Origin of the sequence: Clostridium tunisiense TJ, from assembly GCF_000300195.1 — a bacterium.
Lineage (GTDB): Bacteria > Bacillota > Clostridia > Clostridiales > Clostridiaceae > Clostridium_J > Clostridium_J tunisiense.
Map to the genome: position 1 here is coordinate 331,686 of NZ_AMQH01000012.1, position 25,758 is coordinate 357,443.

At 30.3% G+C, this 25,758-nt stretch carries 36 protein-coding genes; 32 read left to right on the forward strand and 4 right to left on the reverse strand.

All coding sequences use genetic code 11. The annotated features are described in order from the left end of the window. Nucleotide 1 precedes the first annotated feature (1 nt). Both C661_RS0113385 and ybaK read left to right on the forward strand, forming a co-directional pair. The gene (locus tag C661_RS0113385) at nt 2-289 is read left to right on the forward strand and encodes a hypothetical protein (protein ID WP_017415842.1); all 288 of its coding nucleotides are present in this window, start codon (nt 2-4) and stop codon (nt 287-289) included. A 249-nt stretch (nt 290-538) separates the two neighbouring features. Next, nucleotides 539-1,009 (forward strand): Cys-tRNA(Pro) deacylase, encoded by a 471-nt coding sequence (ybaK, locus tag C661_RS0113390; protein ID WP_017415843.1) that lies wholly within the window; start codon nt 539-541, stop codon nt 1,007-1,009. A gap of 255 nt (nt 1,010-1,264) precedes the next feature. Here the strand turns inward: ybaK and C661_RS0113395 are convergent, their stop codons facing one another. Together C661_RS0113395 and C661_RS0113400 are read right to left on the reverse strand one after the other, a co-directional pair. Next, on the reverse strand, nt 1,265-1,483 hold the full coding sequence (locus C661_RS0113395) for a DUF2922 domain-containing protein (RefSeq protein ID WP_017415844.1): 219 nt from the start codon (nt 1,481-1,483) through the stop codon (nt 1,265-1,267). Between the two features lie 93 nt (nt 1,484-1,576). Continuing rightward, on the reverse strand, nt 1,577-1,765 hold the full coding sequence (locus C661_RS0113400) for a YvrJ family protein (RefSeq protein ID WP_017415845.1): 189 nt from the start codon (nt 1,763-1,765) through the stop codon (nt 1,577-1,579). Nucleotides 1,766-2,133: 368 nt separating this feature from the next. Here C661_RS0113400 and C661_RS0113410 point away from each other — a divergent pair, with 368 nt between their 5' ends. The 4 genes from C661_RS0113410 to C661_RS0113425 all read left to right on the forward strand — a co-directional run bounded on the left by C661_RS0113410 (nt 2,134) and on the right by C661_RS0113425 (nt 4,875). Beyond that, the gene (locus tag C661_RS0113410) at nt 2,134-2,361 is read left to right on the forward strand and encodes a hypothetical protein (protein ID WP_017415847.1); all 228 of its coding nucleotides are present in this window, start codon (nt 2,134-2,136) and stop codon (nt 2,359-2,361) included. 358 nt (nt 2,362-2,719) lie between these two features. Then, complete coding sequence (locus tag C661_RS0113415) at nt 2,720-2,914, forward strand: hypothetical protein (protein ID WP_017415848.1); 195 nt, start codon at nt 2,720-2,722, stop codon at nt 2,912-2,914. Nucleotides 2,915-3,094: 180 nt separating this feature from the next. Beyond that, a complete protein-coding gene (locus C661_RS0113420; RefSeq protein ID WP_017415849.1) occupies nt 3,095-3,985 on the forward strand; it encodes a serine hydrolase domain-containing protein in 891 nt (296 codons plus the stop codon). A gap of 92 nt (nt 3,986-4,077) precedes the next feature. Then, nucleotides 4,078-4,875 (forward strand): hypothetical protein, encoded by a 798-nt coding sequence (locus C661_RS0113425; RefSeq protein WP_017415850.1) that lies wholly within the window; start codon nt 4,078-4,080, stop codon nt 4,873-4,875. Nucleotides 4,876-5,143: 268 nt separating this feature from the next. Here the strand turns inward: C661_RS0113425 and C661_RS0113430 are convergent, their stop codons facing one another. Further along, complete coding sequence (locus C661_RS0113430; RefSeq protein WP_017415851.1) at nt 5,144-5,521, reverse strand: pyridoxamine 5'-phosphate oxidase family protein; 378 nt, start codon at nt 5,519-5,521, stop codon at nt 5,144-5,146. A gap of 294 nt (nt 5,522-5,815) precedes the next feature. Between C661_RS0113430 and C661_RS0113435 the strand changes: the two genes are divergently transcribed. The 9 genes from C661_RS0113435 to C661_RS0113475 all read left to right on the forward strand — a co-directional run bounded on the left by C661_RS0113435 (nt 5,816) and on the right by C661_RS0113475 (nt 11,826). Then, entirely contained in the window at nt 5,816-6,325 is a 510-nt protein-coding gene (locus tag C661_RS0113435) for an RrF2 family transcriptional regulator (protein ID WP_017415852.1), read from the forward strand. Nucleotides 6,326-6,432: 107 nt separating this feature from the next. Then, nucleotides 6,433-6,879 carry an HIT family protein gene (locus C661_RS0113440; protein WP_017415853.1) on the forward strand — a complete coding sequence of 149 codons (447 nt, stop codon included), beginning with the start codon at nt 6,433-6,435 and terminating at the stop codon, nt 6,877-6,879. Nucleotides 6,880-7,827: 948 nt separating this feature from the next. Beyond that, the gene (locus C661_RS0113445) at nt 7,828-8,334 is read left to right on the forward strand and encodes a hypothetical protein (RefSeq protein ID WP_017415854.1); all 507 of its coding nucleotides are present in this window, start codon (nt 7,828-7,830) and stop codon (nt 8,332-8,334) included. 92 nt (nt 8,335-8,426) lie between these two features. Then, the gene (locus tag C661_RS0113450; protein ID WP_017415855.1) at nt 8,427-8,879 is read left to right on the forward strand and encodes an NUDIX hydrolase; all 453 of its coding nucleotides are present in this window, start codon (nt 8,427-8,429) and stop codon (nt 8,877-8,879) included. Nucleotides 8,880-9,044: 165 nt separating this feature from the next. Further along, nucleotides 9,045-9,521 carry an HD domain-containing protein gene (locus C661_RS0113455; RefSeq protein ID WP_026051061.1) on the forward strand — a complete coding sequence of 159 codons (477 nt, stop codon included), beginning with the start codon at nt 9,045-9,047 and terminating at the stop codon, nt 9,519-9,521. 75 nt (nt 9,522-9,596) lie between these two features. After that, nucleotides 9,597-10,697, forward strand: coding sequence for an alkaline phosphatase family protein (locus tag C661_RS0113460; protein WP_017415857.1), 1,101 nt, complete (start codon nt 9,597-9,599; stop codon nt 10,695-10,697). Nucleotides 10,698-10,702: 5 nt separating this feature from the next. Further along, complete coding sequence (locus tag C661_RS23165) at nt 10,703-10,855, forward strand: GrpB family protein (RefSeq protein ID WP_157785695.1); 153 nt, start codon at nt 10,703-10,705, stop codon at nt 10,853-10,855. A gap of 143 nt (nt 10,856-10,998) precedes the next feature. Beyond that, nucleotides 10,999-11,193 (forward strand): hypothetical protein, encoded by a 195-nt coding sequence (locus C661_RS0113470; RefSeq protein WP_017415859.1) that lies wholly within the window; start codon nt 10,999-11,001, stop codon nt 11,191-11,193. Nucleotides 11,194-11,370: 177 nt separating this feature from the next. Next, nucleotides 11,371-11,826 carry an AraC family transcriptional regulator gene (locus C661_RS0113475; RefSeq protein WP_017415860.1) on the forward strand — a complete coding sequence of 152 codons (456 nt, stop codon included), beginning with the start codon at nt 11,371-11,373 and terminating at the stop codon, nt 11,824-11,826. Between the two features lie 572 nt (nt 11,827-12,398). On the opposite strand, the gene C661_RS0113485 is transcribed toward C661_RS0113475, so the two are convergent. Continuing rightward, on the reverse strand, nt 12,399-12,938 hold the full coding sequence (locus C661_RS0113485; RefSeq protein WP_017415862.1) for a GNAT family N-acetyltransferase: 540 nt from the start codon (nt 12,936-12,938) through the stop codon (nt 12,399-12,401). 623 nt (nt 12,939-13,561) lie between these two features. Here C661_RS0113485 and C661_RS0113490 point away from each other — a divergent pair. The 17 genes from C661_RS0113490 (at nt 13,562) to C661_RS0113565 (ending at nt 25,755) form a co-directional block, all read left to right on the forward strand. Further along, on the forward strand, nt 13,562-14,614 hold the full coding sequence (locus tag C661_RS0113490; protein WP_017415863.1) for a serine hydrolase domain-containing protein: 1,053 nt from the start codon (nt 13,562-13,564) through the stop codon (nt 14,612-14,614). Between the two features lie 332 nt (nt 14,615-14,946). Then, nucleotides 14,947-15,402 (forward strand): GNAT family N-acetyltransferase, encoded by a 456-nt coding sequence (locus C661_RS21945; RefSeq protein WP_017415864.1) that lies wholly within the window; start codon nt 14,947-14,949, stop codon nt 15,400-15,402. A 303-nt stretch (nt 15,403-15,705) separates the two neighbouring features. Continuing rightward, nucleotides 15,706-16,143 (forward strand): GNAT family N-acetyltransferase, encoded by a 438-nt coding sequence (locus tag C661_RS0113500; RefSeq protein WP_278244012.1) that lies wholly within the window; start codon nt 15,706-15,708, stop codon nt 16,141-16,143. 297 nt (nt 16,144-16,440) lie between these two features. Next, complete coding sequence (locus C661_RS21950) at nt 16,441-16,932, forward strand: NUDIX domain-containing protein (RefSeq protein ID WP_017415866.1); 492 nt, start codon at nt 16,441-16,443, stop codon at nt 16,930-16,932. A 135-nt stretch (nt 16,933-17,067) separates the two neighbouring features. Continuing rightward, nucleotides 17,068-17,934: an alpha/beta fold hydrolase gene (locus tag C661_RS21955; protein ID WP_017415867.1), complete on the forward strand. Its 867-nt coding sequence runs from the start codon at nt 17,068-17,070 to the stop codon at nt 17,932-17,934. Nucleotides 17,935-18,156: 222 nt separating this feature from the next. Then, nucleotides 18,157-18,720: a GNAT family N-acetyltransferase gene (locus tag C661_RS0113515; protein ID WP_017415868.1), complete on the forward strand. Its 564-nt coding sequence runs from the start codon at nt 18,157-18,159 to the stop codon at nt 18,718-18,720. Nucleotides 18,721-18,865: 145 nt separating this feature from the next. After that, nucleotides 18,866-19,354, forward strand: a complete 489-nt coding sequence (locus C661_RS0113520; RefSeq protein WP_017415869.1) for an NUDIX domain-containing protein — start codon at nt 18,866-18,868, stop codon at nt 19,352-19,354. Between the two features lie 217 nt (nt 19,355-19,571). Then, a complete protein-coding gene (locus C661_RS0113525; protein ID WP_017415870.1) occupies nt 19,572-20,054 on the forward strand; it encodes a GNAT family N-acetyltransferase in 483 nt (160 codons plus the stop codon). A gap of 39 nt (nt 20,055-20,093) precedes the next feature. Beyond that, the gene (locus C661_RS0113530) at nt 20,094-20,654 is read left to right on the forward strand and encodes a GNAT family N-acetyltransferase (RefSeq protein ID WP_017415871.1); all 561 of its coding nucleotides are present in this window, start codon (nt 20,094-20,096) and stop codon (nt 20,652-20,654) included. A gap of 95 nt (nt 20,655-20,749) precedes the next feature. Then, the gene (locus C661_RS24275; protein ID WP_017415872.1) at nt 20,750-20,980 is read left to right on the forward strand and encodes a Maf family protein; all 231 of its coding nucleotides are present in this window, start codon (nt 20,750-20,752) and stop codon (nt 20,978-20,980) included. Then, on the forward strand, nt 20,937-21,332 hold the full coding sequence (locus C661_RS21960) for a non-canonical purine NTP pyrophosphatase (protein WP_017415873.1): 396 nt from the start codon (nt 20,937-20,939) through the stop codon (nt 21,330-21,332). The genes C661_RS24275 and C661_RS21960 overlap by 44 nt, the downstream gene beginning before the upstream one ends. Before the next feature lie 42 nt (nt 21,333-21,374). Beyond that, entirely contained in the window at nt 21,375-21,572 is a 198-nt protein-coding gene (locus C661_RS0113540) for a DUF4177 domain-containing protein (RefSeq protein WP_017415874.1), read from the forward strand. Nucleotides 21,573-21,884: 312 nt separating this feature from the next. Beyond that, nucleotides 21,885-22,751, forward strand: a complete 867-nt coding sequence (locus C661_RS0113545; RefSeq protein WP_017415875.1) for an SDR family oxidoreductase — start codon at nt 21,885-21,887, stop codon at nt 22,749-22,751. Nucleotides 22,752-22,984: 233 nt separating this feature from the next. Beyond that, nucleotides 22,985-23,449: an NUDIX hydrolase gene (locus C661_RS0113550; RefSeq protein ID WP_017415876.1), complete on the forward strand. Its 465-nt coding sequence runs from the start codon at nt 22,985-22,987 to the stop codon at nt 23,447-23,449. Between the two features lie 51 nt (nt 23,450-23,500). Further along, on the forward strand, nt 23,501-23,827 hold the full coding sequence (locus C661_RS0113555; RefSeq protein ID WP_017415877.1) for an NIPSNAP family protein: 327 nt from the start codon (nt 23,501-23,503) through the stop codon (nt 23,825-23,827). A gap of 480 nt (nt 23,828-24,307) precedes the next feature. Beyond that, on the forward strand, nt 24,308-24,877 hold the full coding sequence (locus tag C661_RS0113560; protein WP_017415878.1) for a hypothetical protein: 570 nt from the start codon (nt 24,308-24,310) through the stop codon (nt 24,875-24,877). 173 nt (nt 24,878-25,050) lie between these two features. Then, nucleotides 25,051-25,755: a nucleoside/nucleotide kinase family protein gene (locus C661_RS0113565; RefSeq protein WP_017415879.1), complete on the forward strand. Its 705-nt coding sequence runs from the start codon at nt 25,051-25,053 to the stop codon at nt 25,753-25,755. The last annotated feature ends 3 nt before the right edge of the window (nt 25,756-25,758 follow it).

A 25,758-nucleotide genomic window follows, 5' to 3' on the forward strand; every position in this document is an offset into this window, starting at 1 on the left:
AATGAACGATGAGAAAGCATTGTTATGCAAGAATAATCTAATCCAACATATGGAAGATTTCCTAGATTACAAAATTGCTCAAGATGAGTACTATGAACTTTCAGAAAGATGTTATTCAGAGTATGGAGACTTATTAAAAAAATATTATCCCAAATTTAATCAAAAATTTATGGAAGTAGTACCGGAAGCTTGTTTATACTATATTGATGAGCCTGGATTAGATGATAACAGTAGAGAGATATTTAGAAACGAAATTAGCAATTTATATAAAGTATTGATTGCACTGTAATTTAAATTCATCTTAACTCTTTATCCAATTTCAGTGATGAATACTGAATTAAATTGTAGTAAGTTATTATAAAAAGATAAGCCCCCTGAAATTTTAACTAACTTGTGGTAAAGTATAGTTAATGGGAAATAAAGCCCAGTACATCAATGCCTCTCAATTGTTAAACAGTGTTAAGTAGAAAGCACTAGTTATTTTATTGATGAAATAGGCTAAGAGATATGAATTTTTATAATTTTTGGAGTGAAGTTTATGGCAGTTAAAACAAATGTAATGAGATTATTAGATAAGGCGAAAGTAGAATATAAAAGTCATTGTTATGCAGATACAAATGCAGTTAGTGGCATTGAGGTTGCAAATGTTTTGAATCAGAATCCCAAGCAAGTGTTTAAAACACTTGTAACTGTAAGTGAAACTAAGAAATACTATGTATTTCTAGTTCCTGTTGCAGATGAATTAGATTTTAAAAAAGCTGCTAATAGTGTTAAGGAGAAGGCAGTTAAAATGATTAAATCAAAAGATTTGCTGGAGGTTACAGGATATATACATGGGGGATGCTCACCTATTGGCATGAAAAAGAGTTTTGTAACTACCATTGATGAATCAGCAGATAACTTTGAAACTATTATATTTAGTGCTGGAAAAATTGGATATCAAGTGGAGGTAAGTCTTGAAGAATTGAGAAAGGTTATTACCTTCAATTTATTAGACCTTATTCAATGAATATAAAGAATAGTGTACTGTGTCTCACTTCTACTTAGTTATGATGAACAGTGAGAATGGAATTTTCTTAGAAGAAGTAGATATGAAATTCTTTTATTGTAATGTAAGTTATGTTTATTAAGGTTTTGGAGTAAAGAAAAGCACAGAAGTTTTAAAGGTATAAAATACTTTTTTACATAAAGAAGAGACTATTTCAAGGAGGTTTAGAACTTCATTTGAAAATAGCCTCTTTTATTTTAGTTTTGAAGCAGACTGCTACTGAACAGCAAATTTAGTAGTTTGTCTTTGAGTTAATTGGGCTCCATATTTTGAAGCTAGGCCACCACATTTAGTTAGGAATATATCCTTTGCTAGGATGGTATCCATAAGAGCTGAAGCTTCAACTTCAGTTGTATTGCTTTTAACTCCAGTGATAGTCATTGATACCTTATCACCGGTAGTTGTTACAAAAGTCATTGCTAATGAGTATTCCATTTTTCACCTACTTTCTTTTAAGTAATGGACAAGTTTATTTTGTTTACAACTTTAGAAGCAGATTTGAGGCTTCCAAAGTGTTGTTAAGTGGTGTTATGCAACTTTATTATCATTACCATTATCAATACCTACACCAAGTTTAGTTGATATTATGATATTTAGTTTATTTATTGATAAAGTTAGATTCATAATGTTTTTCTCAAGCCTAATCAAAAGATAAGCGCTTATAGCAACAGGAAACCCGCCATTATCAATTAAATTAACTAGTTCATTTATCTCCATGAAAATTACCTCCTTTCTTATAAAACATATATGCCTTTAGAGAGAAATTTCTTAGGATTAGAAATAATTATTGATAATAAATTTTGTGATAGTCAGTGCTCCATATAGGAGAACAGGAAAGACTCATTTATTTTTTGAAAATGCCTTATTAATGTCTACAAAAAAAGGTGGAGCTGGTATAAGAAAGCTTTGATAAATAAAAATCCTATAAGCTTAGTATTCATCTTTGGTGTAACTATTTTTGATTAAACCCGTGTAACCTTGGGTATCTATCAAAGATAGTTTTTTATTATGAAATTATAAAAAACTTTTTTTATGGAGAAGGATTTTAAAACATAATGACGAATATGTGTTCTCGAGGTGATAATATGAATATTAATGTCAATTTAAATTTATCCTTTGGAGAAGCCCTTGAGGTTTTGAAAGCAGTTCATGAAAAATATATAGATATTAAAGTTTTTTTTGCTGAATGTGAGAATGAAGAAGATACAATAGGGCTTTCAACTCCTGAGGAGCTTAAAGCGCTTTATAATAACTTACTTAAACAAATGAAGCAAGAAAGTAGTATGTTTGATTTATTAGATTTTATTAAATAAACCCTTAGAAAAGAATGATTACATAAGATAATAAAAAACAAATGATAATTTAAAAAAATACTTCAGTAGATTTCAATATAGCATTATGCCACTAAGAAAAAGATATTCCACCATTTAAAGTGTTAGGATACTTTCTCTCAGTGGCTTATTCTAATTCACCATAAAATCTAAACCCACTTAATAGGTCTATAATCCCCAGCTAAAGATTTCACCACCTTTAGATCTCAGTTTTAAATTGGCTTTGATTTTTATGCAAGCAATGAAAAAATACAGGTATATTATTACAGTAAATATATGGTAAGATAAGTATAATAGTTCGTTGTAGTAATTTTACATGAATTAATAGGGGGATAGGATAGTGGAGAATAAGCGTTCTAAAAAAGTATATATGATTACTAATTCTATATGGACTTTTACTTGTTTAGCAGGAGCATTAACCATAAAAGATAAATATAATTTAAGCTTATGGATATATTTCATTGCAACAGTAATAGTTTTAGCCACAGGGCAGTTGCTATTGAAAAGGATATTTATGAAGACTAATAACAAATAACTTTATCACACACTTTTCTTAAGTTGCGCATTTATCCTAGATTACCATAGGTGAACAATGGGTAGTTATAACCAATTAGTGGCTATTGATCTGAATAGTATTAACTAACATTAATAATGGCTTAAACATTGAAATTGAAGTGAAGAAAATTATTAGAATAAACAAAATGGGGGGATTTAAATGGGGTTGTTATCAGATTTCCGAAATTCTGTAGTTGAAAAAAATTTGGGGGTATACGGCATTCATGTTTATCAAAATGGGAAAACCCTGGCTGAGCATCGATTCCGCAGCAATGATAGAGAAAATCTCTATTCCGCATCAAAAACCTTTGCATCTGTGGGAATTGGTATAGCTGAAAGCGAAGGTCTTTTAGGGTTGTCAGATTATGTGCTGGATTTTTTCCCTGAATACAAGGAGATTGCTTATTCAGGTTCTGAAAAAATAACTATACGGCATTTGTTGCAAATGAGCTCTGGACATATGTTTGAGGATTTTAGTCAATATAATTCTAAAGATAGAGCAGAACTTTTCTTTAGCACTGAGATGAAAAAAGAAGCTGGTTCAAATTTCTATTATGAGGATTTATGTACTTACATGCTTGGTAGGATTGTTGAAAAGGTCAGTGGTAAGATAATCATGGATTATTTAAAGCCTCGCTTATTTCATAAGTTAGAAATTGTAAATCCACAATGGCATACCTGCCAGAATGGGCATACAGAATGCTCAGGGGGGTTATACCTGACTACTGAGGAGTTTTCTCGCCTTGGGATAACCTTATTACAAAAGGGCATTTACAAGGATAAACAAATCCTTCCTGCTGACTATGTAAGCCGCCTTCATTCTGATTGGGTGGATACCACCTCCAAAAATGATGATGAAACAAGAGGTGGCTATGGATATCAGGTTTGGAAATGTACGCCACCCAACACTTACCGAGCAGATGGCATGTATGGTCAAATGAGTGTGGTTTTAACTGATTATAACGCTGTTATTACTGTTACAGCCCACAATGAAATCAACCACAAGGATATCCTGCGTGCAATGTGGAGCGATATTCTTCCAAAGTTATAAGATAAAAGTACTAGCAAACAATATAAACCAGTGGTTAATTAGGACATGATATATTATTAAAACCTAAATGGGGAGAAATTGGAGGGGTATGAGTGCATAAAGAAGAAAAAAAGCAATTTATAGAAAATCAAATAATTTCCTTAAGGAAGATTAATGAATTACAGAAACAAGTGAGTCATATTGATGATTCATTAGAGAAGCTTTATCCAGTAGCAATTGTTAAAGATGATGTTTTCTTTGTATTTGACTTGGATCACAGTGGTGAAAAGTATGAATTTAAATTGGAATATCCAACACCAATGAAATTTGGAGAGAGAATTTTAGCAGCTTTCCCATTGGAGTTTTATGATATGAAAGCATCTGCAGTAGTGACAGAGGACGCGTTTCATAGTCTAGAGGGGTATGCATTTATTTTTCATGAATTTGTACATTGTTTTCAATGGGAAACCTGTGAGAGAGAAATAAGAGAAACCTTGGAAATCGAAAGAAAATCAAAAGAAAGCAAGAATTTTACGTGGGAAATAACTCATCCTTTTCCTTATGAGAATTCTATTTTTAGCCAGAAAACAATAGAGTTAAGAAATTACTTTGATTTAAGGGACTACTTAGGTGTTTTAAATTATTATAAGGAGATTAAGGAAAGTTTAAAGGAAATTGATTATGAATATATGATATGGCAGGAATGGAAAGAGGGATTTGCAAGATATATTGAGAATTTAGTGAGATATAGGTTAGGCATTAATAAAAATACGGATAATTTAAAGCCACCTTTTGATAGGGTATGTTTTTATGAAATAGGAAGTAAGTATATAGAGTTATTAATCGAGAAGGATAAGAGCTTAAAAAATAACTTAAAGGAACTATATTTTAGAATGTTTAACCCAATATAATAAAGATAGATTGCTTCACCATATTCTTAAAAAGCAACTTAATTACATTATTTGGATGTTTTAAAGATTAATATACTTACTGAAAGATAAATCCACTAAGAAAAGTAACCAAGGAGCTCATAAGCTTTGGAGGAGTTTTCTCAGGGGCTTATTTTATGTGGACTAAAATTTAAATTTAGCTAATAGGTAGACAAGTTAGTTTGTAGGGTAAGTTACCTATGAAAAATAGTAAAAAAGAGTCTCTACCAGATTTGATAGAGACTTTAATTTAAATACCTTGCTTTGCAGATGTAACTGTTACCTCTACAACTCTAGATAAAAATGAGAATTTTTCTTTCATCATATCAAATTCTGGACCAGATGTTAGATATTTTGCAGTTCCTTCAACTACAAAGCCTGTTCCTTGATAGTCTTTGTAGCCTAATACTTCTTTGCTACCTAAAGTCATCTTAATTTTATTATTTACATTTACATTTTTTTCTGTCTTACGGAATCCATATGCAGGAATTAAAATCCTTTCATCATCAGTAACTACTAAATAAGAGTTCCAAGTATTCGCAATATGTGGTTCAGTGGAATCTCCCCATGATATTACAGTTACTACACCTTCATGTTTTAATACATCATAAAATTTTTCTGTAAGCATTCTATATTTCCTCCTAATTATTAAATAATATAAATAAGAACTAGATACTATATCTATCGTAATTTAAGTAATATATACAAGAATTGTGGAATCAATAGATAGTGCATATATTGCATATAATACAGATACATATTATCTACAATTATTATATATTCACTATACTTAGAAGTCAAGAGTAAATAAATATATTATGGACAAACATTATCTATAATTTTATTCAGTAGATATTGACTTATAAAAGATAATGAGGTATTCTGTCGGAAGATTATATTATTATGCAAGGGGATGAGTTTATTGCAATTTTCTATAGGAGTAGAGTATGCATTGCATTGTTTATTATATATGGTAGATATTCCAGCAGGAAAATCTGTTGGCATTAAAGATTTAGCAACATATCAAGGTGTATCAGAGACATACTTATCAAAAGTATATACAAAGTTGAGAAAATCCGGAATTGTTAAGTCAATCCCAGGTGTTAATGGGGGATATGCTTTAGCACGTAACCCTGAAAGCATTACGTTTTGGGATATAGTTGAAGCAGTAGAAGGAACTTCTCCTTTATTTCAATGTGCAGAGATAAGGCAAAATGAGTTATTATTAGATAAGAATAATTTACCTGATACACATACAAAATGTCCTTGTTTAATTAAAGTTGTGATGTTAGAAGCAGAAGAACAAATGAGACAATATTTAAGAAACAAGACTTTACAGTGGTTATATGAACAGTTAAGTAATAAGATTCCTGAAGAAGACAGAAAAGCAACAATTGAGTGGTTTAATAGTATTAAGCAAAAACAAGTTTAATACATGGTATGGTAAATTATAGATTAAAAGATGATTCTAAATTAGGTTGCAACATTCTTAAGTTATGTCATAAGAGTAAATTTATATTTTTTAAGGGGGGCTATAGCATGAAATGCAAGATGTGTGAACATCAAAAGAATATTACAAATGATCCATATTTTATTATGGAACTTGAAACTGGATATGTTATCTTGGGATGGTTTCAGAGGTTCAAGGGATATACAGTTTTTAACTGCAAAGAACATGGCCCAGAATTACATAATTTAGAACATGATTTCAAAATTAAACACCTTGAAGAAATGTCCATAGTTGCAGAAGCTGTTTCTAATGTGTTTAAGCCAGATAAAATGAATTATGAGCTCCTTGGAAATGGCTGCCCTCATATTCATTGGCATTTATACCCCAGGGTGAAGGGGGACACTCCTATAGTAAGCTCGGTTTATCAACTATCTAATAGCGATTTGTTTGATGAAGCTACAAGACCAAGCGATGAAGTAAGAAAAGATTATATAAATAAAATTAAGAATGAAATCGAAAGATTGCTGGCATTATAAGCATAATCTACAATTGAGTAATCTAAGGTTCTTCTTATTAAATCACTAAAAATGAAATTAAATAATTATTGCGGGTGCCGTATTATTCAGCAATGAATTCTACGGTTTTTAGTATCACAATTTTCTTGAAAAGTAACTTAATTACAGTATTTGAATATTTTAAAGATTAATATACTTACTAAAAGATAAAGCCACTAAGAAAAGTCACCAAGGAGCTATTAAGCTTTGAAGGAGTTTTCTTAGTGGCTTATTTTTATGTGGCCTAAAATTTAAAATTAACTAATAGGTAGACAAGTAATAGCTAAAGCTTTCACTTTGGCGAAGTATAGATATACCACGTCATAGCTTTAAATAAAATTAAGTTTTTTCAATGCTTTGATAGCAAAATACTTTAACGTTTCAAGTAGTAAATCTATAGGGTTCCTTGATGGAATTTTTACTTATTCATATCCTGAGACCCTTAAGGGAACCATGGTAGGACTAATCTATAAGTTAAGTTTTAACTCTGGTTCCCTATAGATATACTACGTCATAGCTTTAAATAAAATTAAGTTTTTCAATACTTGGATAGCAAAATACTTTAAGGTTTCAAGTAGTAAATCTATAGGGTTCCTTGATGGAATTTTTACTTATTCATATCCTGAGACCCTTAAGGGAACCATGGTAGGACTAATCTATAAGTTAAGTTTTAACTCTGGTTCCCTATAGATATACTACGTCATAGCTTTAAATAAAATTAAGTTTTTCAATACTTGGATAGCAAAATACTTTAAGGTTTCAAGTAGTAAATCTATATATTAGAGGTAAAATGTCTTTGAATTTATTTTAGGAGCAAGCAAATGTTATAGGTATATTATTACAGTAATAATATGGTAGAATAGAATTACAAAGATAGTAGGCTATAGTAAAAAATGGCGAACCAAATAGTAGTGTAAAGGGAGGAATAGGATGAAAAAATTGTTTGGAGTCCTAATTATTATCGTAGTTATAATTGTTGCTATTTCATTTGGTTTTTATGCTTGTTTTTCTATAGGTACGATTCATACAAACAGTGCTCAACCAATAACAACAAACTATAGTAATGAATATAAAACTAACTTTAAAAAAGATTTTCCGTACATTCAAGATATAGACATTTATTATCAGCAAGGCAGAATTAATTTTAATTTCACCGTAAGTCCTCAAATGTCTTTAGAAGAATGTAAACAAGTGGTTAATAAGACTAAAGATATACTTCAGGATAGAACTATCACTGAGTCTTTCTTAAAAGGACATAATGAACAGAATGCAATTACCATATGCTTTGATAGTAAGAAAGATATTTATTCATTCAAGTGTTCGTATTTTATTCCTACTCCCGACACCACAGATAATCCTAATGTATCTTCAATTAATAATTATAAGATATGGTATCTAACTATTAATAATCAACCGAGTGTACAAATTGAATTCTAAATATTTAGTGAACAATATTCTAGTAATATGGCGTAATCAATAAACTATTAGACATATTTAATCTTTAAATAACATATCAGGGGGGGCATATTATGAGTTTAACAAATTTAACGAGTAAAAAACCTAAAAATATTAGTGGCGCTGGAGTCTTACTAATAGATAAAGATAAGAAAGTGCTACTACAACTTAGAACTGATAGTAACTCTTGGGGTATTCCAGGTGGCTGCCTTAATATAGGGGAATCTTTAGAAGCTGCGGCCAAAAGAGAAGTTTTTGAAGAAACAGGACTTATAGTTGATGACCTACAATTATTTAATGTTTACTCAGGAGAAAAGCAACATTGGATTTACCCTGATGGGAATGAAGTATATATTGTTAGCACGGTATTTATTTCTAATAGTTTTCATGGAATTTTAAGAGCTGATGAAGTAGAGAGTAAAGAAGTTAAATTTTTTCATATAGATAATATGCCTGAAGAAATTATTTCAACAAGCATTCCTATTATAGAAGATTTAAAAAATAGAATTAATAATTATTTTTCATAAAAGATATTTTTGTAGAGTTTATATTATAAGGCTATGAATTAATAAAGTTAGGACGTAATTTTCCTATATTGTGAAGTTAGAAAATTTATATATTGGGCGGTGGAAGACATGGAAAAACATATTGAAAATATTCAAAAGTATTTACATAATGGACATGCTGAAGATATGGAAAATCGCATTGAAAGACTTAGAAAGCATATTGATGATATTCTATTAAATATGAAAGACACTGAAGAAAGAAGGTGTGGGTATCTCCATCTTTATGGAGTTTCCCAAGCATGTGCTATGATTGCTCTAAAAAGGAATCAAGATGTTGAATTGGCGACAATGACTGGTATGTTACATGATTTACACTCTTACAAAGCTATGAATACTGAAAATCATGCAGAGCACGGTGCAGTTTTAGCACGTCAAATTCTTAAGGAGTTGGCATTGACAACTGATTATGAAACAGACTTAATATGTTCAGCTATTCGCAACCACAGTTCAAAGGCGACTACTCATTCTGCATTTGATGAAGTATTAAAAGATGCAGATGTTTTACAACATTGTTTATACAATACGCTTTTTCCTGTGATGGAACATGAAAAATGTAGGTTTCAGAATTTATTAACTGAATTTGGTATTTTAAGAACAGTATAAGCATTTTTGGCACCAAAACTAATATGCAATCTTCTTATCATGAAGCAATGTGAAGAAAAAGATTGGAGGCGTTTTATGGACATAAAATATCCAGACTATAGTAATTCGATTGTGAATTTATCTTGTTCAGTGTTGAGACATTACGGAGCAGAAAATCACCATGAAACCTTAGAAATATTTGATAACTATTTAAAGAAAAATTATAAAAATGTTGTGGTCATGTTATTAGATGGATTAGGCATAAATGCATTAGAAAACCATCTTGATAAAGGAAGCTTTCTTAGAAAGCATCTTGTAGCAGAAATATCTACAGTGTTTCCACCTACTACAACTGCTGCAACAACTTCTATTGAAAGTGGATTAACACCTAAGGAACATGGGTGGCTTGGTTGGAGTTTATACTTTAGCGAAATAGACAAGATTGTTAATGCTTTTATTAACAAGGTAGAAAATAGCGGGGAAGAAGCTGCTGATTATCATGTGGCTGGAAAAATAATTCCTTATAAAAATATATATAGTATTATCAATGAAACTGGTAATGCTACTGCTTATAGTGTGTCACCCTTTGGCACCAACAAAGTTTCATCGCACATTGAAATGTTCACAGAGGTAGAAAGACTTTGCAATCTTTTTGGAGACAAGTATATCTATGCATACTTTCCCCAGCCAGATGCAGCTATGCATGAATATGGTTGCTATAGTAGTGAAGTGACCTCCTGGGTGAGAGAATTAAATGAAGGGATAGAAAAAATGTGCCACAGGCTAAAGGATACTATTGTTATTGTAACCGCAGACCATGGGCATATTAATTTGAATTACAAGTTTGTTAGCGATTATCCTCAGCTTTTAAAGATGCTAGTAAGACCAATTTCTATTGAAAGTAGAGCCACTTGCTTTTATGTAAAAGAAGAGTATAGACAGCAGTTTAAAGAGGAATTTTACAAAGCCTTTGGCAATGAGTTTTTATTATTTTCAAAAGCGGAAGTCATAGAAGGGGATTTATTTGGAGAGGGTCAAGCCCATAGAAAATTTGAGGAGTTTATTGGTGATTTTTTGGCAGTTGCCATTGGTGACAAAGGCATTGCCTACAGCCCTAAATCCAAACAGTTCCTATCAAATCATGCAGGAATGACCAAGCAGGAGATGATGGTCCCATTTATTGTGTTTGAGAGTTGAGAGTTATGAAAAAAAACTGCAAGCAATTTTTTGAGCAAATAAAGTTTAGGGATTTTATCCGTTCTCATTCTGAATTTGCTAAAGAATATGAATTATTAAAGCAGGAACTCTATAAGATGTATGCTGATGATAGAAAAAAGTACACAGAAAGCAAATAGGCATTTTTGATAAAATAAAACAGCTTACAGACGAAAACTGTACTGAATAGTTTAAGTGAAATAGAGCTGCATTATGTACATGGGTAAAGGAATGAAAAATTAACAGCGGAAAGGTTCCAACAAGAAGGAGAGATATCGGCATTGTGAAAGATAATATAATTAAGGTTATTTTTTTGATTATATCCTTAGGGCTACTTATTGCAATGATAGTTATTACAAGTGACAATATCAAGGATAAAATTAACACGAGTAAATTAATACCCATGATAGGTGTTCTTTCAATTATGCTAATTGTGGTACTATTGGTATGGATAAGAAGAAAAAATCATAGTCAATAAGGGAGCATATAGGCAACTTGAGATATCAGTTTACAGTGAAAAATTCTGGGATTAAAGGTGAAAACAACTCAATAAATAGGAATTTGGCAATTTGAAAAATAAGTTGAAATACATTTTAAAGCATTATATGATTAATTCAGGCATCGATGTACTCTATTTAAAAAAGAAGGTAAATTTATGAATATTAATATTGAAATGATACCAGCATATAAAATTGCTTATATACGAAAAATAGGCCCTTATGGTTCAGAGAATGTTGAAATAATGGAACAATTAAAACGCTGGGCTAGAGAAAAAAACTTATTTAATGAAAGTTCAATCATATTAGGAATAGCTCAAGATAACCCTCAATTCACAGAACCCAAAGATTGTCGTTATGATACATGTTTAGTTGTTTCAGATGAATTTAAGGTTGATAATAAGTATATTAATTTTGGGAAAACTATTGCTGGAAAATATTGCGTATTTAAAATAAGTCATACTATGGATGCTATGCAGAAAGCATGGATGGAGATATTTTCGGAGTTATTAAAAAGAAATTACGAATTTGATGATAAAAGACCTATTTTTGAACGCTATGCAGTGCAGATGAGAAATAAACATTACTGTGAAATTTGCGTACCAATATTATAAAAGGTGTAGACTTACGAAAAATAATAAAAGCCACAGGACTTACAGAGGAAGAGATTAAGAAGATAAAGAATATAAAATTTTAAAATTTTAAAAGTAAGCTAGGGTTTAGAAATTAAAAGATAGACTCTAGCTTTTGTTTTGTAGCGAACACTAGGGTTATACTATGGATAATCTTTAGTTAACAAGTTCACAATTCTCTTCAAGTTGTACATAAGAATATCGTAGAATTCATTTCTTAATAATACGGTATTCTAGTCAATTTTATTTGTAAATTTATCTTCGTAACATCTTAATATTATTAATTAGTCTTTCTTATTGAATAGTTTTGGGTATAAGTATAATAATATCCCAACTACTACACTTATTAAAATGTAATTAATTGCAGTTTCCTCTAGTTTAATAACCTGAAATCCTATAAAAAATGTTAAGAAAATAATTATAAAATTTATTAAAGCCAATAGTTTTTCTCTTTTCATATATTATTCCTCGCCATTCATAACTCTTTACTATAATAATTATATCATATTTGAATATTGCTCATTCAATTTGATTGATACATTGGAATTTACAAATTAATTTAGTTCCTTCTGAAGCCCGATAATTGAAAATGATGTTTCACTATATTTTTTATCTCCAAAAACCCCTAGTACTTTATCAAATCCATTGTTTGTCCAAAAGCGGAGTCCTTTCCAATTTTTCAAATAAACACTTAGTCCAATTGATTTCCAGCCTTGCTTTTTACATTCAACACAAATTGATTTAATTACCTCTTCACCATAAGAGTTTCCTTGAGCATTTTTATCAATCATAAAAATGCTTATCCAAATAGTTTCATTATTTGGATAACCGTGATACAAATCAAAAAAACCTATTATCTCACCATTTATTTTTTCGATTACCATAAAATAATAGTTGGATTTATCTGCTCCTTCAATAGGGGGTAAATCACCATTATTAACGCAGTTTTCTATATAACCTTGCGGGAATTCCTCACCCTCAAGAATGACTTTATCTTTCCAAGAAGAACAGATGCGATTTAAAGTTTCAACATCATCATTTTCAGCCTTTCGTATTATAAAATTATGTGTGTTCCACCTTCTATAAATTCTCATTTTCCCTCCTGATTTAATTTATAATAAATTTGTTTTTAATTATAACTATGTCTTAACTCATAAAAAAGTGTACCATACTTACCATTTTATTGCATTAATTTCCAATATACTTCTGCTAACTTTTACTTTTTAAACGAGAAACAGACAAATTATATATCTTAAAGCTAAATAGTAATTTGTAGAGTTGAAGTAACAAACCTTAGTTTCAATTTTTTCCCATCTTTCAATATCTATCTAATTACATTATATAAGAATATTAAAGTAGTCACTAAGAAAAGTACACAAGGAGTTATTAAGCTCTAGAGTAGTTTTCTCAGTGGCCTATTTTAAATCATGATAAAATTAAAAATTAACTAATAGGTATACAAGTAATAGCTAAAGCTTTCACTTTGGCGAAGTTTGAGATGTATAATGCCTATGAATTTATTTTAGGAGCAAGTAAATGCTATAGGTATATTATTACAGTAATAATATGGTAGAATAGAATTACAAAGATAGTACGTTATAGTAATATTAGCTGAAAGAATATGCATAAGAAAATTTTAATTCCTTAATAGTGTATAGTTTGGAGTTGAAATTTATAATAAATAGTATTTGCAGAATTTGAAAAAGGGGTGAAAACATTGGATACTTATATTATAAAATCACAAATATTAAATAGGAAACCTGATTTTTCAGGAGTCATATTCCTTTCGATTAATGGAGAAACCCTTATGCAAGAAGCTATGGGAGAGGCTAAAACAAGTGAACATATTCCCAATTATGTAAACACAAGATTTCCTACAGCCTCTGGAAGTAAGATTTTTACTGCTGTTGCAATATTAAAACTAATTGAGTTAGGAAGATTATCACTAGATGATTCAGTTACAACTTGTCTGCCAAGTTATTTTCCATACATGGATGATTCGGTGACAATTCGCCATCTACTTACCCATACATCAGGTTTTTGTGATTATTTTGATGAGGAAGAAAATGATACAGATGTCTCTTATGCTAGTGTATGGGAAAACATCCCCATGTATGCCATGAAATCACCTAGTGATTTTTTGAGATTACTTCAAAATAAAAAAATGGAATTTCAACCTGGTTATCGTTTCAAATATAACAATGGCGGGTTTGTAATACTTTCTATGATTATTGAAAAAGTTTCTGGCATGGATTTTCCACTTTTTATTCAGAAGTACATTTTTGACGTATGCAGGATGAATAGTAGTGGCTATTTTTCAATGGACAATCTTCCCAGTGATACTGCAATTGGCTATACAGACAATGGAAAAGGTGGCCTAAAAGCCAATATTTATTCTGTGCCAATCATTGGTGGTGGTGATGGAGGTGCCTACACTACCGCAGGAGACATGTATTTATTCTGGAATGCTTTGCTAAATGGGAAAATACTAGCCCCTCATATTGTACAAGCTATGTGTACCCCACAAGTAAAAACTGGAGAAGATAGCGATGCTTATGGTTATGGTGTATGGTTAGATACATGTAATGAAAGTGTTATCAAAATCCATGTTATGGGCGGAGACCCTGGGGTATCATTTAGAAGTGCCTATTACCCAAATAACAAAATTGTATACACTGTTTTATGTAATCGTGATGCTGGTAGTTATATGGCATTTAAAGTAGCTGAGAATATGATGCCTACTATGCAAGCTAAAAATAACAACATATGAATTATGTGGTATTGTTCTTAAACTATGCCTTAATCATATAATTAGGACTAATTTAAACCTGCAAAAGTATAAGGGTTAAGTAGGTTCTCAATAGCCTTTTACTAATAAATAAAAACGGATTCAAGCTTTGGAATAGACTCTGAAAAACTTGATCCCTTTATATAAGACAGTGGCAGAAAAATTATATATTTTAAAGATAAATAGCAATTTAGAGGTGAATTTATATAGATTTCAGATTAGCTAAAATTAACGACTTACTGAGATAAGAATTTTATCTAAAGTGAAACTATTAAATTAAGACGTAACATAAAAATATTTTAGTGGAGGTATGTATGTTTCAGTTTTTGGAATTTAATGACTTAAAAGATGATGAAATCAAATTAGTTTTGAAAAGCCAAGACTTGCCTGATTATGAAAAGGGAATTTTACCAAGATACGGGTTTTCAATAATACATATCAATGATAATAAAGATATTGGTGTAATTTATTTTGCAGTAGACAATACACGCAGACAATATTTAAGAGGTCATCTTAGTTATGGGGTTTCCTCTGATTATTCTGGGCATAATTACGCAATGAAAGCATGTAAACTTATTAAACAAATTGCATTGGCTCATGGATTTAAGCGTTTGTTTATAGGGGCTGGGTATGATAATATTGCCTCAAGAAAAACAATAGAAAAATTAGGAGCGACGCTTATTACTATAAATGATGTTCCTGATGATGAAATTATACAAAACTTGCATACAGAGAAAATAGATATGTATGTTTGGGATATTGTAGTATAAGCATTATTTTTATTAAGGCTTATTCTTAAACTATGCCTTAATCATATAATTAGGATTAATTTAAACCTGCAAAAGTATAAAGGTTATGTAGATTCTGCATAGCCTTTTACTAATAAATAAAAGGGATTCAAGCTTTGGAATAGACTCTGAAAAACTTAGTACCTTAATCTAAGATAGTGGCAGAAAAACTATATATTTTAAAGATAAATGGCAATTTGGAGGTGAATTTAAATGTATTTCAGATTAGCTAAAATTAACGACTTATCAAAAATCAAAGCTATGTATAAAAACATAATTGATAATATGAACAGAAACAATATACCAATTTGGGACGAGATCTACCCTTGCGAGTTTTTTAGAGATGATATTGAAAATAATCGCCTTTATTTATTGGTGGAGGAGAATGAGGATATAGTCGCAGCTTTTGCATTATGTGAATCAAATGCTGGAGAAAGTTATGCGAAATGGAAAAATGCCTATGACAAGGCATTATATCTTGATCGCTTTGGCGTTAATGTTGATTATTCAAGACGAGGAATTGGTAGTATAATGCTTGAGCATGCTATAATCCTCGCTAATCAAAAGAGTGCTAAATATTTAAGGCTTTTTGTTGTGGATATAAATAAACCAGCTATAAATGTATATTTAAAAAATGGATTTAGGCAGGTAGATGGAATCTATGAAGAAAAAATCGATGATGACTTTATACTTCGTGAACATGGATTTGAAATAGAAGTATAAAGGCAACACAAACTCCAATGTTTAGAGTTGAAGTAATACAACTTTAGTTCTTATGTAAGTAATGAAAATGCAGAGGTATATTATTACAGTAATTATATGGTAAAATGGAAGTGATATGATATTAATTTGTAGAAACAAGATACTCAAATTCACTTTGGTTAGTAGTGGCCAAGCCTTTAAGAATTCAACGCATATTGCTTGACCAAGCGAGTCTAGATAGATGAAGTAAGGGTTTGGGTTAAAGACTTTGGCAGAGCAATTAGTTCATAAATTTTGATTCAGAAAAAGGAGAAGAAAATGGTAAAATTAAACACTTTTGGAAAAGAAATAAAGGATGACTTTAGAGAAAGAAATAGAGCTGCAGGGATAGTATTAAATGATAAAAAAGAAATAATTCTAATGAATTTGACAAACATGTATTTTCATATGTTACCAGGTGGTGGAGTGGATGCAAATGAAAATATGGAGGAAGCTTTGTATCGAGAGTTAAAAGAGGAAACAGGTGCAAATGTTGAAATCATTAGTGAGTTAGGGATAGTTGTTGAAAATTTAGAACAAAGAAAAATGAAGCAAATCACATATTTTTATCTTACAAAGGTAGTTGGAGAAATTCAAGAACCAAACTTCATGCCAGATGAATTGGAGCAAGGGTACCAGGTGGAATGGTATTCCATAGATGATGCTATAAAAATTCTTGAGGAAGAAAATGAGTATGAAGAGTACATAAAACAAAGAGAATTAGAGGCAATTAAAGAAGCAAAAAAATACTTACAGGAAAATAATTTATAACTTAAACTTCCTTCAACAAGAAATCTCAGTTCATTCTAAAGTGAAAAACCTGTATGGCAACCACCACATAGGAAGAAGAACTCTGTGACTCCTGTTCGAAAATAGAGATTATTTTTATTAAAGGAGATGTAAGTTATGAAAAAACAAAATGATTATTTTTCAGAATATATCAAAATCAATGGAATAGAACAATACTTGTTACACCACACCATCAGTGCTAAGCTTCCTGTGCTTTTGTTTTTACATGGTGGTCCAGGAATGGCAGAGTCAACATTCGCATATGCTTTTCAAAAGGAATTATCAAGTTTTTTTAACATTATTCATTGGGATCAGAGAGGCGCAGGGAAAACCTTAACCAAAGCCAAGAAAAATAGTAACTATCCTTCTTGTGAGGAGCTAATAGACGACTTATTTGAAATAGTTAAGTACTTGAAAAAGAAATATAACAAGGAGAAGATTGTTATTTTAGGTCATTCTTGGGGAAGTGTTTTGGGAACATTATTTGTGCGTAGATATCCTCAAGAGGTATTATGCTATATCGGTGCTGGACAAGTCATAGATATAGTGGAGAATGAAAAGCTTGGTTATGAAAAGTTAAAGGAATTAATAATAAAAGCGGGTAATAAAAAAGATTTAAACAGCCTTGAAAAAATAGGTGTTTATCCCGAAAAAAATTATGAAAAACCTATGATAAAGAAATTGCAGAGAATTAGAATATTGCAAGGAAAGTATAAGATTGGAATGAATTTTATTCCTATAATAAAAACCTTACTTAAAAGCCCAATTTTTAGGTTGTCAGATATTACAAGTTCATTTAAAGGGATGAATAATAATAAAAAACTTTGGGAATTTTTATTTTCCCATAGCTTATATGAGGAAAGCCGTGATTATGACATACCTGTTTTTTATATCCTTGGAGACAGAGATTTTCAGGCCCCTCATACAATAGCAAGTGGATATTTCGATTCAATTAATGCACCAGACAAAAAAACTTTATTATAAAAGAAGCTGGTCACTTTATGATGCTTGACCAACCGAAACTATTTACTAATGCTTTGGCTGAGATTTCTAAACTATGAATAAATACTAAAATTATAAAGTATAAACGAGAGGTAATTAAGCTGCATTCTTCTAGAGTACTTTATCAAATAAGCTGCTATTTAATTTTGAAGAATAAATGTTAAAAGATGCATAGCGATACATAATGAAATGAGGGATAAGGATATGGTAGATGAAATATTTAGTGTATTCCCTGAAATAAATACAGAAAGATTAAATCTGAGAGAGATAAAACAGGAAGATAGGGAAAGTATATATAAAATTTTAAGTGATTTTGAAGTTATAAGATATGATACATTTGAATTGTTTACAAATATAAAGCAGGCAGAGGACATGATTAATTGGTTCAATGAGGCATTCAAACAAAAACAAGCTATATTTTGGGGGATCTCTTTAAAAAATAGCCCTGAAATTATCGGATTTTGCAAATGTGAAATTGAAATTCCAAAAGTAAGAGCAGATTTTGGTTATGATTTGAATACTAAGTATTGGAGTAAAGGTATTATCACCGAAGCGTTAAGTGCAATAATGAATTTCACATTTAATGAACTTGATGTTAATAGAATTGAAGCCACAGTATCTACAGAAAATATAGCTTCAATTAAAGTTCTTAAGAAGCTAGGTTTTACTCAGGAAGGTATTTTAAGAGAGCGTAGTTATTGGAGAGGTAGTTACTATGATATGATAATGCTTTCCATTCTGAAAAGTGAGTATTTGAGTAGTATATAATATTGTATCATAGGGTTCCATGATGGAGTTTTTACGCACTCATCTTCAAAAAACCTTAAGAGAACCAGGGTAGGACTCATGTATAAGTTAAGTTTTAGCTCTGATTCCTTATATTTAAAAGAAATAGTGATTCATGGAGGGAATTATGGACGGAAAACTTAGAAATATGACATCTGTATATTTATTGAACAGAGACAAAATATTATTACTTTATAGAATTGGCTCAAGGGTAGTGAATAACTCGTATGTAGGTTCGGCTGGTGGACATTTCGAAAAAGAAGAACTAAATGATGCTATGGCCTGTGTTCTTCGGGAACTTAATGAGGAAACAGGACTTGTTAAAGAAGATATAGAAAATTTAGCACTTAGATATGTTACTTTAAGAATGAAAGATAATGAAATTAGGCAAAACTATTATTTTTTTGCAAATTTAATAAGCACATATAAAGAGATTTCCAGTAACGAAGGGCATTTAGAATGGGTAGATTATAAGAATATTTCTTTACTTGTAATGCCATATACAGCAAAATATGTTATTGATCACTTTTTGAAGGTTGGAAGAAATACAACTTGTTTATATGGTGGTATTGCAACTTATAATGGTATTGATTTTATAGAAATGCAAAGCTTTTAATTATAAATTACGTTTTCTAGAGTTGAAGTAAAAAAGCTAAGTTTTAGCTTTTTAGTGTTTTTCAAATATATATTTAATTGCACCATATAATATGAAGGGTTCAATATAAACCCTAGGTTTATGAGAAAATTTAAGTAAACACAAAGAAAAAGATATACAAGCATATAGTAAAACACTACGAAGTAAAGATTTTTTATGTAATGAGAAGGTGATTTTTATGGAAATTAGACAAGCTGATGAAAGAGTTTTATTAAATTTATGGCAAGAAACAGAGAAAAGCATGGAACCAACTACCCGTTTTTTTTATGACAACATTAAAAATGGAAATGCAGAATTTTGGACATGTAATGACGATAATCAAATTGTGGGAGAACTATATGTATTTAAAAAATTATCGGACAATGAATTTGCCGATGGAATACATACGGCATACTTATGTGCTTTCAGAATAATTAAGGAACTGAGAGGACAAGGGCTTGGTACGAAACTACTTACTACAGTTTTAGAACATATAAAGGATATGGGGTTTGAAATAGCAACTATTGGAGTTGATGAAACCGAAACAGATAATATACGGTTATATAAGAGGATAGGTTTTACAGAAAAAGTAAAGGATTCTTTCGTTGACCCTTGTAATTTAGATGAAAACCAGATGCCAAATTCATGTGAGAAATTTTGGCTATTACGAAAAAACTTATAGATACAGATTAATAATTCTTTATAAAGGGGGAAGAAAAAAATGTTAAACCATAAGGGAACGCAGCCTATAGAGACCGAAAGGATTTTAATACGCAGATTTACGCTGAGTGATGCAGAGTATATGTTTAATAATTGGGCGAATGATAGTGAAATTTACAGATTTTTTACAAGAAACCCACATAACGACTTGAGCCAAACAGAACAAATTATTAACGAATGGGTTAATGCATATACAAATGATGATTGCTACAATTGGGCAATTGAATTAAAAGAGACTGGTGAAATAGTTGGTCAAATTTCAGTAGTGCATTTAAGTGAAAAGTACTCCCTATGTGAAGTTGGGTTTACCGTAGGCAGGTCATTTTGGAGCAAAGGCATTGCGACAGAAGCCCTGAAAGCTGTTATTAATTATTTGTTGCAGGAAATTGGTATCAACAGAATAGAAGGAAAGCATAATGTTCTGAATTTCGCATCAGGTAGGGTGATGCAAAAATCGGGGATGACTTTTGAGGGTACTATGCGACAGGCGGATATCAATAGGGCAGGGGAATTTAGTGACCTTGCATTATATTCAATATTAAAGACTGATTTAGCTATATAGTATGAAGAAATTAACTAGTTCAAAATTTTCTTAATTGATGAACAACAGTAATTTTTGATGAACCAACTAAATGAATTTGATTAGAGGTTAATGCTATGAAAGATATAATTTTTGTAACCAGTAATAAAGGAAAGATTGCCACAGCACAAAGTGATTTAAAAAATATCAGAGTATTACCATATGAGGCTGAGTTAATTGAACCAAGAAGTGATGATATTAGAGAGATAGCAGAGCAAAAGGTATATCAGGCATATGAAATTGTAAAAAAAACCTTGTATAGCTTTGGATTCTGGTTTTTTTATCAAGGCATTAAAAGATTTTCCTAAGGCTTATGTAAATCATGCTTTAGATACAATAGGCATAGAAGGTATACTTAAACTAATGAAGGGCATAGATGATCGGTCCTGTGAATTCAGGTCATGTCTAGCGTACTATGATGGAAGTGTTGTAAAGTTCTTTGAGAGTAAATCTCCTGGGAGACTTTCTCTAACTGTTAAAGGTAGGGATAATAAAAACAAATGGTCTGATTTATGGTACATATTTATTCCTGATAAGTTTGAAAAGACATTAACAGAATTTGATGGAAATGATTTTGAAACTTATAATAAAACAAAGGAAGACTCATGCATTAAGAAATTTGGTGCATGGTACGAGTTACGGGAAGTATTTGGTAGTTAGGAATGTCTATTTATTGTTCATAAAAAGGGAGAAAAGATTTTTATGTATGAGAATAAGGTTGTAAGAATTAAATTGAAACATGGAATAGTGGAGATGAAACCTGAGCAAGATTATCAAGAGGTTATAGATAAATATACTAAAGAGGGTTGGAGATTTGTTCAAATTTTTGCGCCACCTATTGTTGGTAATGGGTATGCTACTTTTTATGATTTGATTTTTGAAAAGGTTAAAAATGTATAATAGTTAGCAATAAAAAATGGTTATCATATTGACTATGATGGATTAGCGATAAATTTATAAATTTTTTTATGAGTTAATTATAAAAGAGGTCTAGACATAGCTGAAAATATAAAATGAATTGGTGATTATGGAAAAATTAAAGTTGGAATGACGAGCAATGATATGTTGGGTGATATTGAGGCGTTTGGAGTTGTATTTCATGTCGTCTTATCAAAGATGGTAAATAAAAAAATACAAATAAAGTAAATTATATGCTATAATACCAGTTGTGAATTATTACAAAATATATAGAAATCAGTGAGGAAATGGACAGTGGATAAGATTTTAATTACTGGAGGTAAAGGTTTTTTTGCATCGAGATTTAATGAATATTATAAGGATAAGTATGATATTATTTCCTTATCAAAGGAAGAACTTAATATAACAGATGAAAAAAAAGTTATATCAAAAATTAAAGAAGTTAATCCAAAGTTTATAGTTCATACTGCGGCTATTGCAGATACACAGGTTTGTGAAAAAAATCCTGAGTATTCTTTTGAAATAAATGTAACAGGAAGTAAAAATATTGCAAGAGCTTCAGATTTAGTAAGAGCTAATTTAATCCATATAAGTTCTGAGCAAGTTTACAATGGAAACTTAGAGGAGGGTCCATATAACGAAAATACAATACCTGTTCCAGATACAGTATATGGAAAGCAAAAGCTTCTAGGAGAACAAGAGGTCAACAAAATTACAGAAGATGCATGGATTTTAAGATTTAATTGGTTGTTTGGGTTTCCAGAAAGATATGGTAGGGTTAATGGTAACATTATATGGAATATTACTCGTGCACTATTAAAAGGCGAAAATATGAGAGTTCCCTCAAATGAGTATAGGGGAATGACTTATGTATATGATTTGCTTAAAAATTTCAATAAAATATTTGAAATACCTTTTGGAATTTACAATACTGGCAGTGAAAATAATCTAAGCACTTATGATGTAGCAAAAATTATTTTAGAAGAAATGAATTTATCACATAAAGTTAATGAGATATTAATAAAGGATGAAGAAAGATTTAAAGAAAGAAAAAGAGACTTAAGAATATCAAATTTAAAATTTGAAAATAATGGCATTGTTTTTTTAGAAACTGAAGAAGCTATTAAAAAATGTATTAAAGATTTTGGATTAAGAATTTAAGCAATATGAAAATCTGCTTAGCAATTAGTTTGGTTTATTTGTCAAACCGGTATAACAATAAGTAAACATACATCCTACTACAATTAGAGACGCAATTTTCTTAAAAAGCAAAGTAACTAATTAAATTTAGAGTCATAATAATGTTCTTGAAAACTGAACAATACGATGTTATAAATAAATGTTATAATTGAATCATGATAGTAAAATATGATGAATTAAGGTGAGGGCTAAAATTGGGAGACTATATAAAGTGGATAAGAGGCAGGGTAGGGCATGATACTATAATTTTAAATTTCTCTGTTGCATGTATTGTAAATGAAAATGGAGAAATATTACTACAAAAGAGAAGTGATAAGGATGATATTTGGGGACTTCCAGGAGGAGCAGTTGAAATTGGCGAATCCATTGAGGATGCTGTGATTAGAGAGGTTAAGGAAGAGACTGGATTAAATGTTGAAGTGGAGCATTTTATTGGAGTTTATTCTAAATATTTTCATACCTATCCAAATGGGGATAGGTCACAATCCATATGTCATTTATTTAAGTGTAGTATGCTCAATGGAGAGTTACAGGTTGATAATAAAGAAACATTTGATTTGAAGTTTTTTGATAAACATAATATTCCTAAATTATTTATCCAACAGCATACAGATATGCTAAATGATTTTTTTCAAGGTAAAAGAGGCACATTTAGATAATATTTTATGTAAATATTAAATCAAAAATAACAACTATAAGGGGAGAACGTAATGATTTACGAATTAAGAACTTATTACATTAAACCTGGAAAGATGGAAGATATTCATAATAGATTTTCTAATCTTACAATAGATTTATTTAAGAAATATGGAATGAATACATTGGATTTTTGGGAAGATGCAGAAGGCAAGAATATTATTTATTACATTCTTGAGCACAAAGACATGGAAGCAAGAGAGCAGAACTTTAATAATTTTAAAAAGGATCCGGAGTGGATTGAGGGAAAAAGATTATCTGAATTAAATGGACCTATAGTAGAGAAGGTTGAAAGTATTTTTATGAAAAGAGTACCATACTCTCCAGTTAATAAGATATAATAAATAAAGGTTTTACTTAAAAATCCTAAGGTGAAAAGTTTGAAGGGCAAAATTTACTAATATTGGCTAAGGAATTAGGCTTAGGTGTATTTCGCCTCCACAATGAGACAATTATATTAGTTCAGGTTATTCTTAAAGTACTACTCAATTATAGTATTTGAATGTTTTAAAGCTTAATATACTTACTGAAAGATAAAGCTACTAAGAAAAATACCCAAGGAGTTATTAAGCTCTGGGGTAACTTTTTAGTGGCTTATTTTTATATGTCTTAAAGTTCAAACTCAACTAATAGGCAGGCATTTCTAGCTAAAGCTTACACGGCCTTTAGGTCACAATTGGAAATTATTTTTGACTTAATTTTTATGCAAGTAATGATAAGGTACAGGTATATTATTACAGTAATTTTATGGTAGAATAAGTATAATAGTTGGTTTAGTAGATTATGGCGTTGTAAATATATTTGATATTTGGAGGGAAACTATGGTTATTTTAATTGGTGGAGTTAGTTGCACAGGAAAAACATTGATGGCTCAGAAATTACTAGAAAAATATAAGATTCCATATTTGTCAATAGACCATATAAAAATGGGCTTGATTCGTGGAAATAAATATTGTGATTTTTCTGCAACCGATGGTGATAATGAACTTACATATAAACTGTGGCCAATAGTAAAGGGCATTATCATGACTAATATTGAGAATGGACAACATATTATCATTGAAGGGTGTTATTTACCGCCTGAGCATATTAAGGATTTTGAACCTGAATATTTAGAACAAATAATCCCTTTCTACATAGGTTTTTCAAAGGAGTATGTTGAGAAGCATTTTGATTCAGGAATTGTTGAGCATAGAAGTGAGATAGAACAAAGGGAATGTGATGATTTTTATATGAACAAAGAAAATTTTATTAAATTCCATTGGGAGATCAAAGAACGCTGTAAGAAAAATGGTGCTAAATTTTTTGAGATTAATGATGATTATGCTGGAGAAATGAACAATGTATACAAATGGATGGATGAACAGGTAGAAGCAAAGCGATGGTCATAATAACCTTATTGGAACATAATAAAATTTAATTATATAATTCGCAATATTCTAAAAAGATGATTTATAAGTTAAATAAAATCTACTTTTTAAGTTTATAAATCATGGCAACATTGTAATAAAATAAAGCTAAGTAATTCTATGTAAGTAAAATACATAAGAAGTATAATTACCATATGATCTTATTAAATAGAGGCCAAATTTATGACTTTAGTGTGGTAAACGTAGTGATAAGAGAAATCAAAAATAAAAATAAAAAGGAAAAATTTGAAATGGAATTTTTGATAAACAAATTGAAAAATGAAGATATTTCTAAAAAAATATATGTTATTGGAATTGATGGCTTAGGAGGAGCAGGGAAAAGTACGCTTGTTAATTCCTTAAAATTGCAATTGCAAAGTGAAAACTATTATTCTTATGTGTTACACATTGATGATTTTATTCATCCAAAACGTATTAGATATGATTTGTCTAAAGAAGAATGGGATTGCTATTATAATGTACAGTGGAGATATGATTATTTAGTGAAAGAAATTTTATCTCCTATAAAAAATGGAGAAATAATTGATAAACAAATAGAAATATATGATAAAGAAAATGATAGATATACTACCCAAAGAGTCAATTTAGTTAATGGCTCTGTATTAATATTAGAGGGAATATTTTTGCAAAGAAAAGAACTAAAACCCTATTTAGATTTTATAATTTATCTTGAGGTATCACGGGATGTTAGGTTAAATAGAGTTTTAGCAAGAGATGGATATATGGGTGGATTGGAAGATATAAAATGTAAATACGAAAAACGATACTTTCCAGCAGAAGAAAAATATATCTTAGAATATTCCCCTATTGAAACTGCGGATTATTTATATTTTGAATAGGAG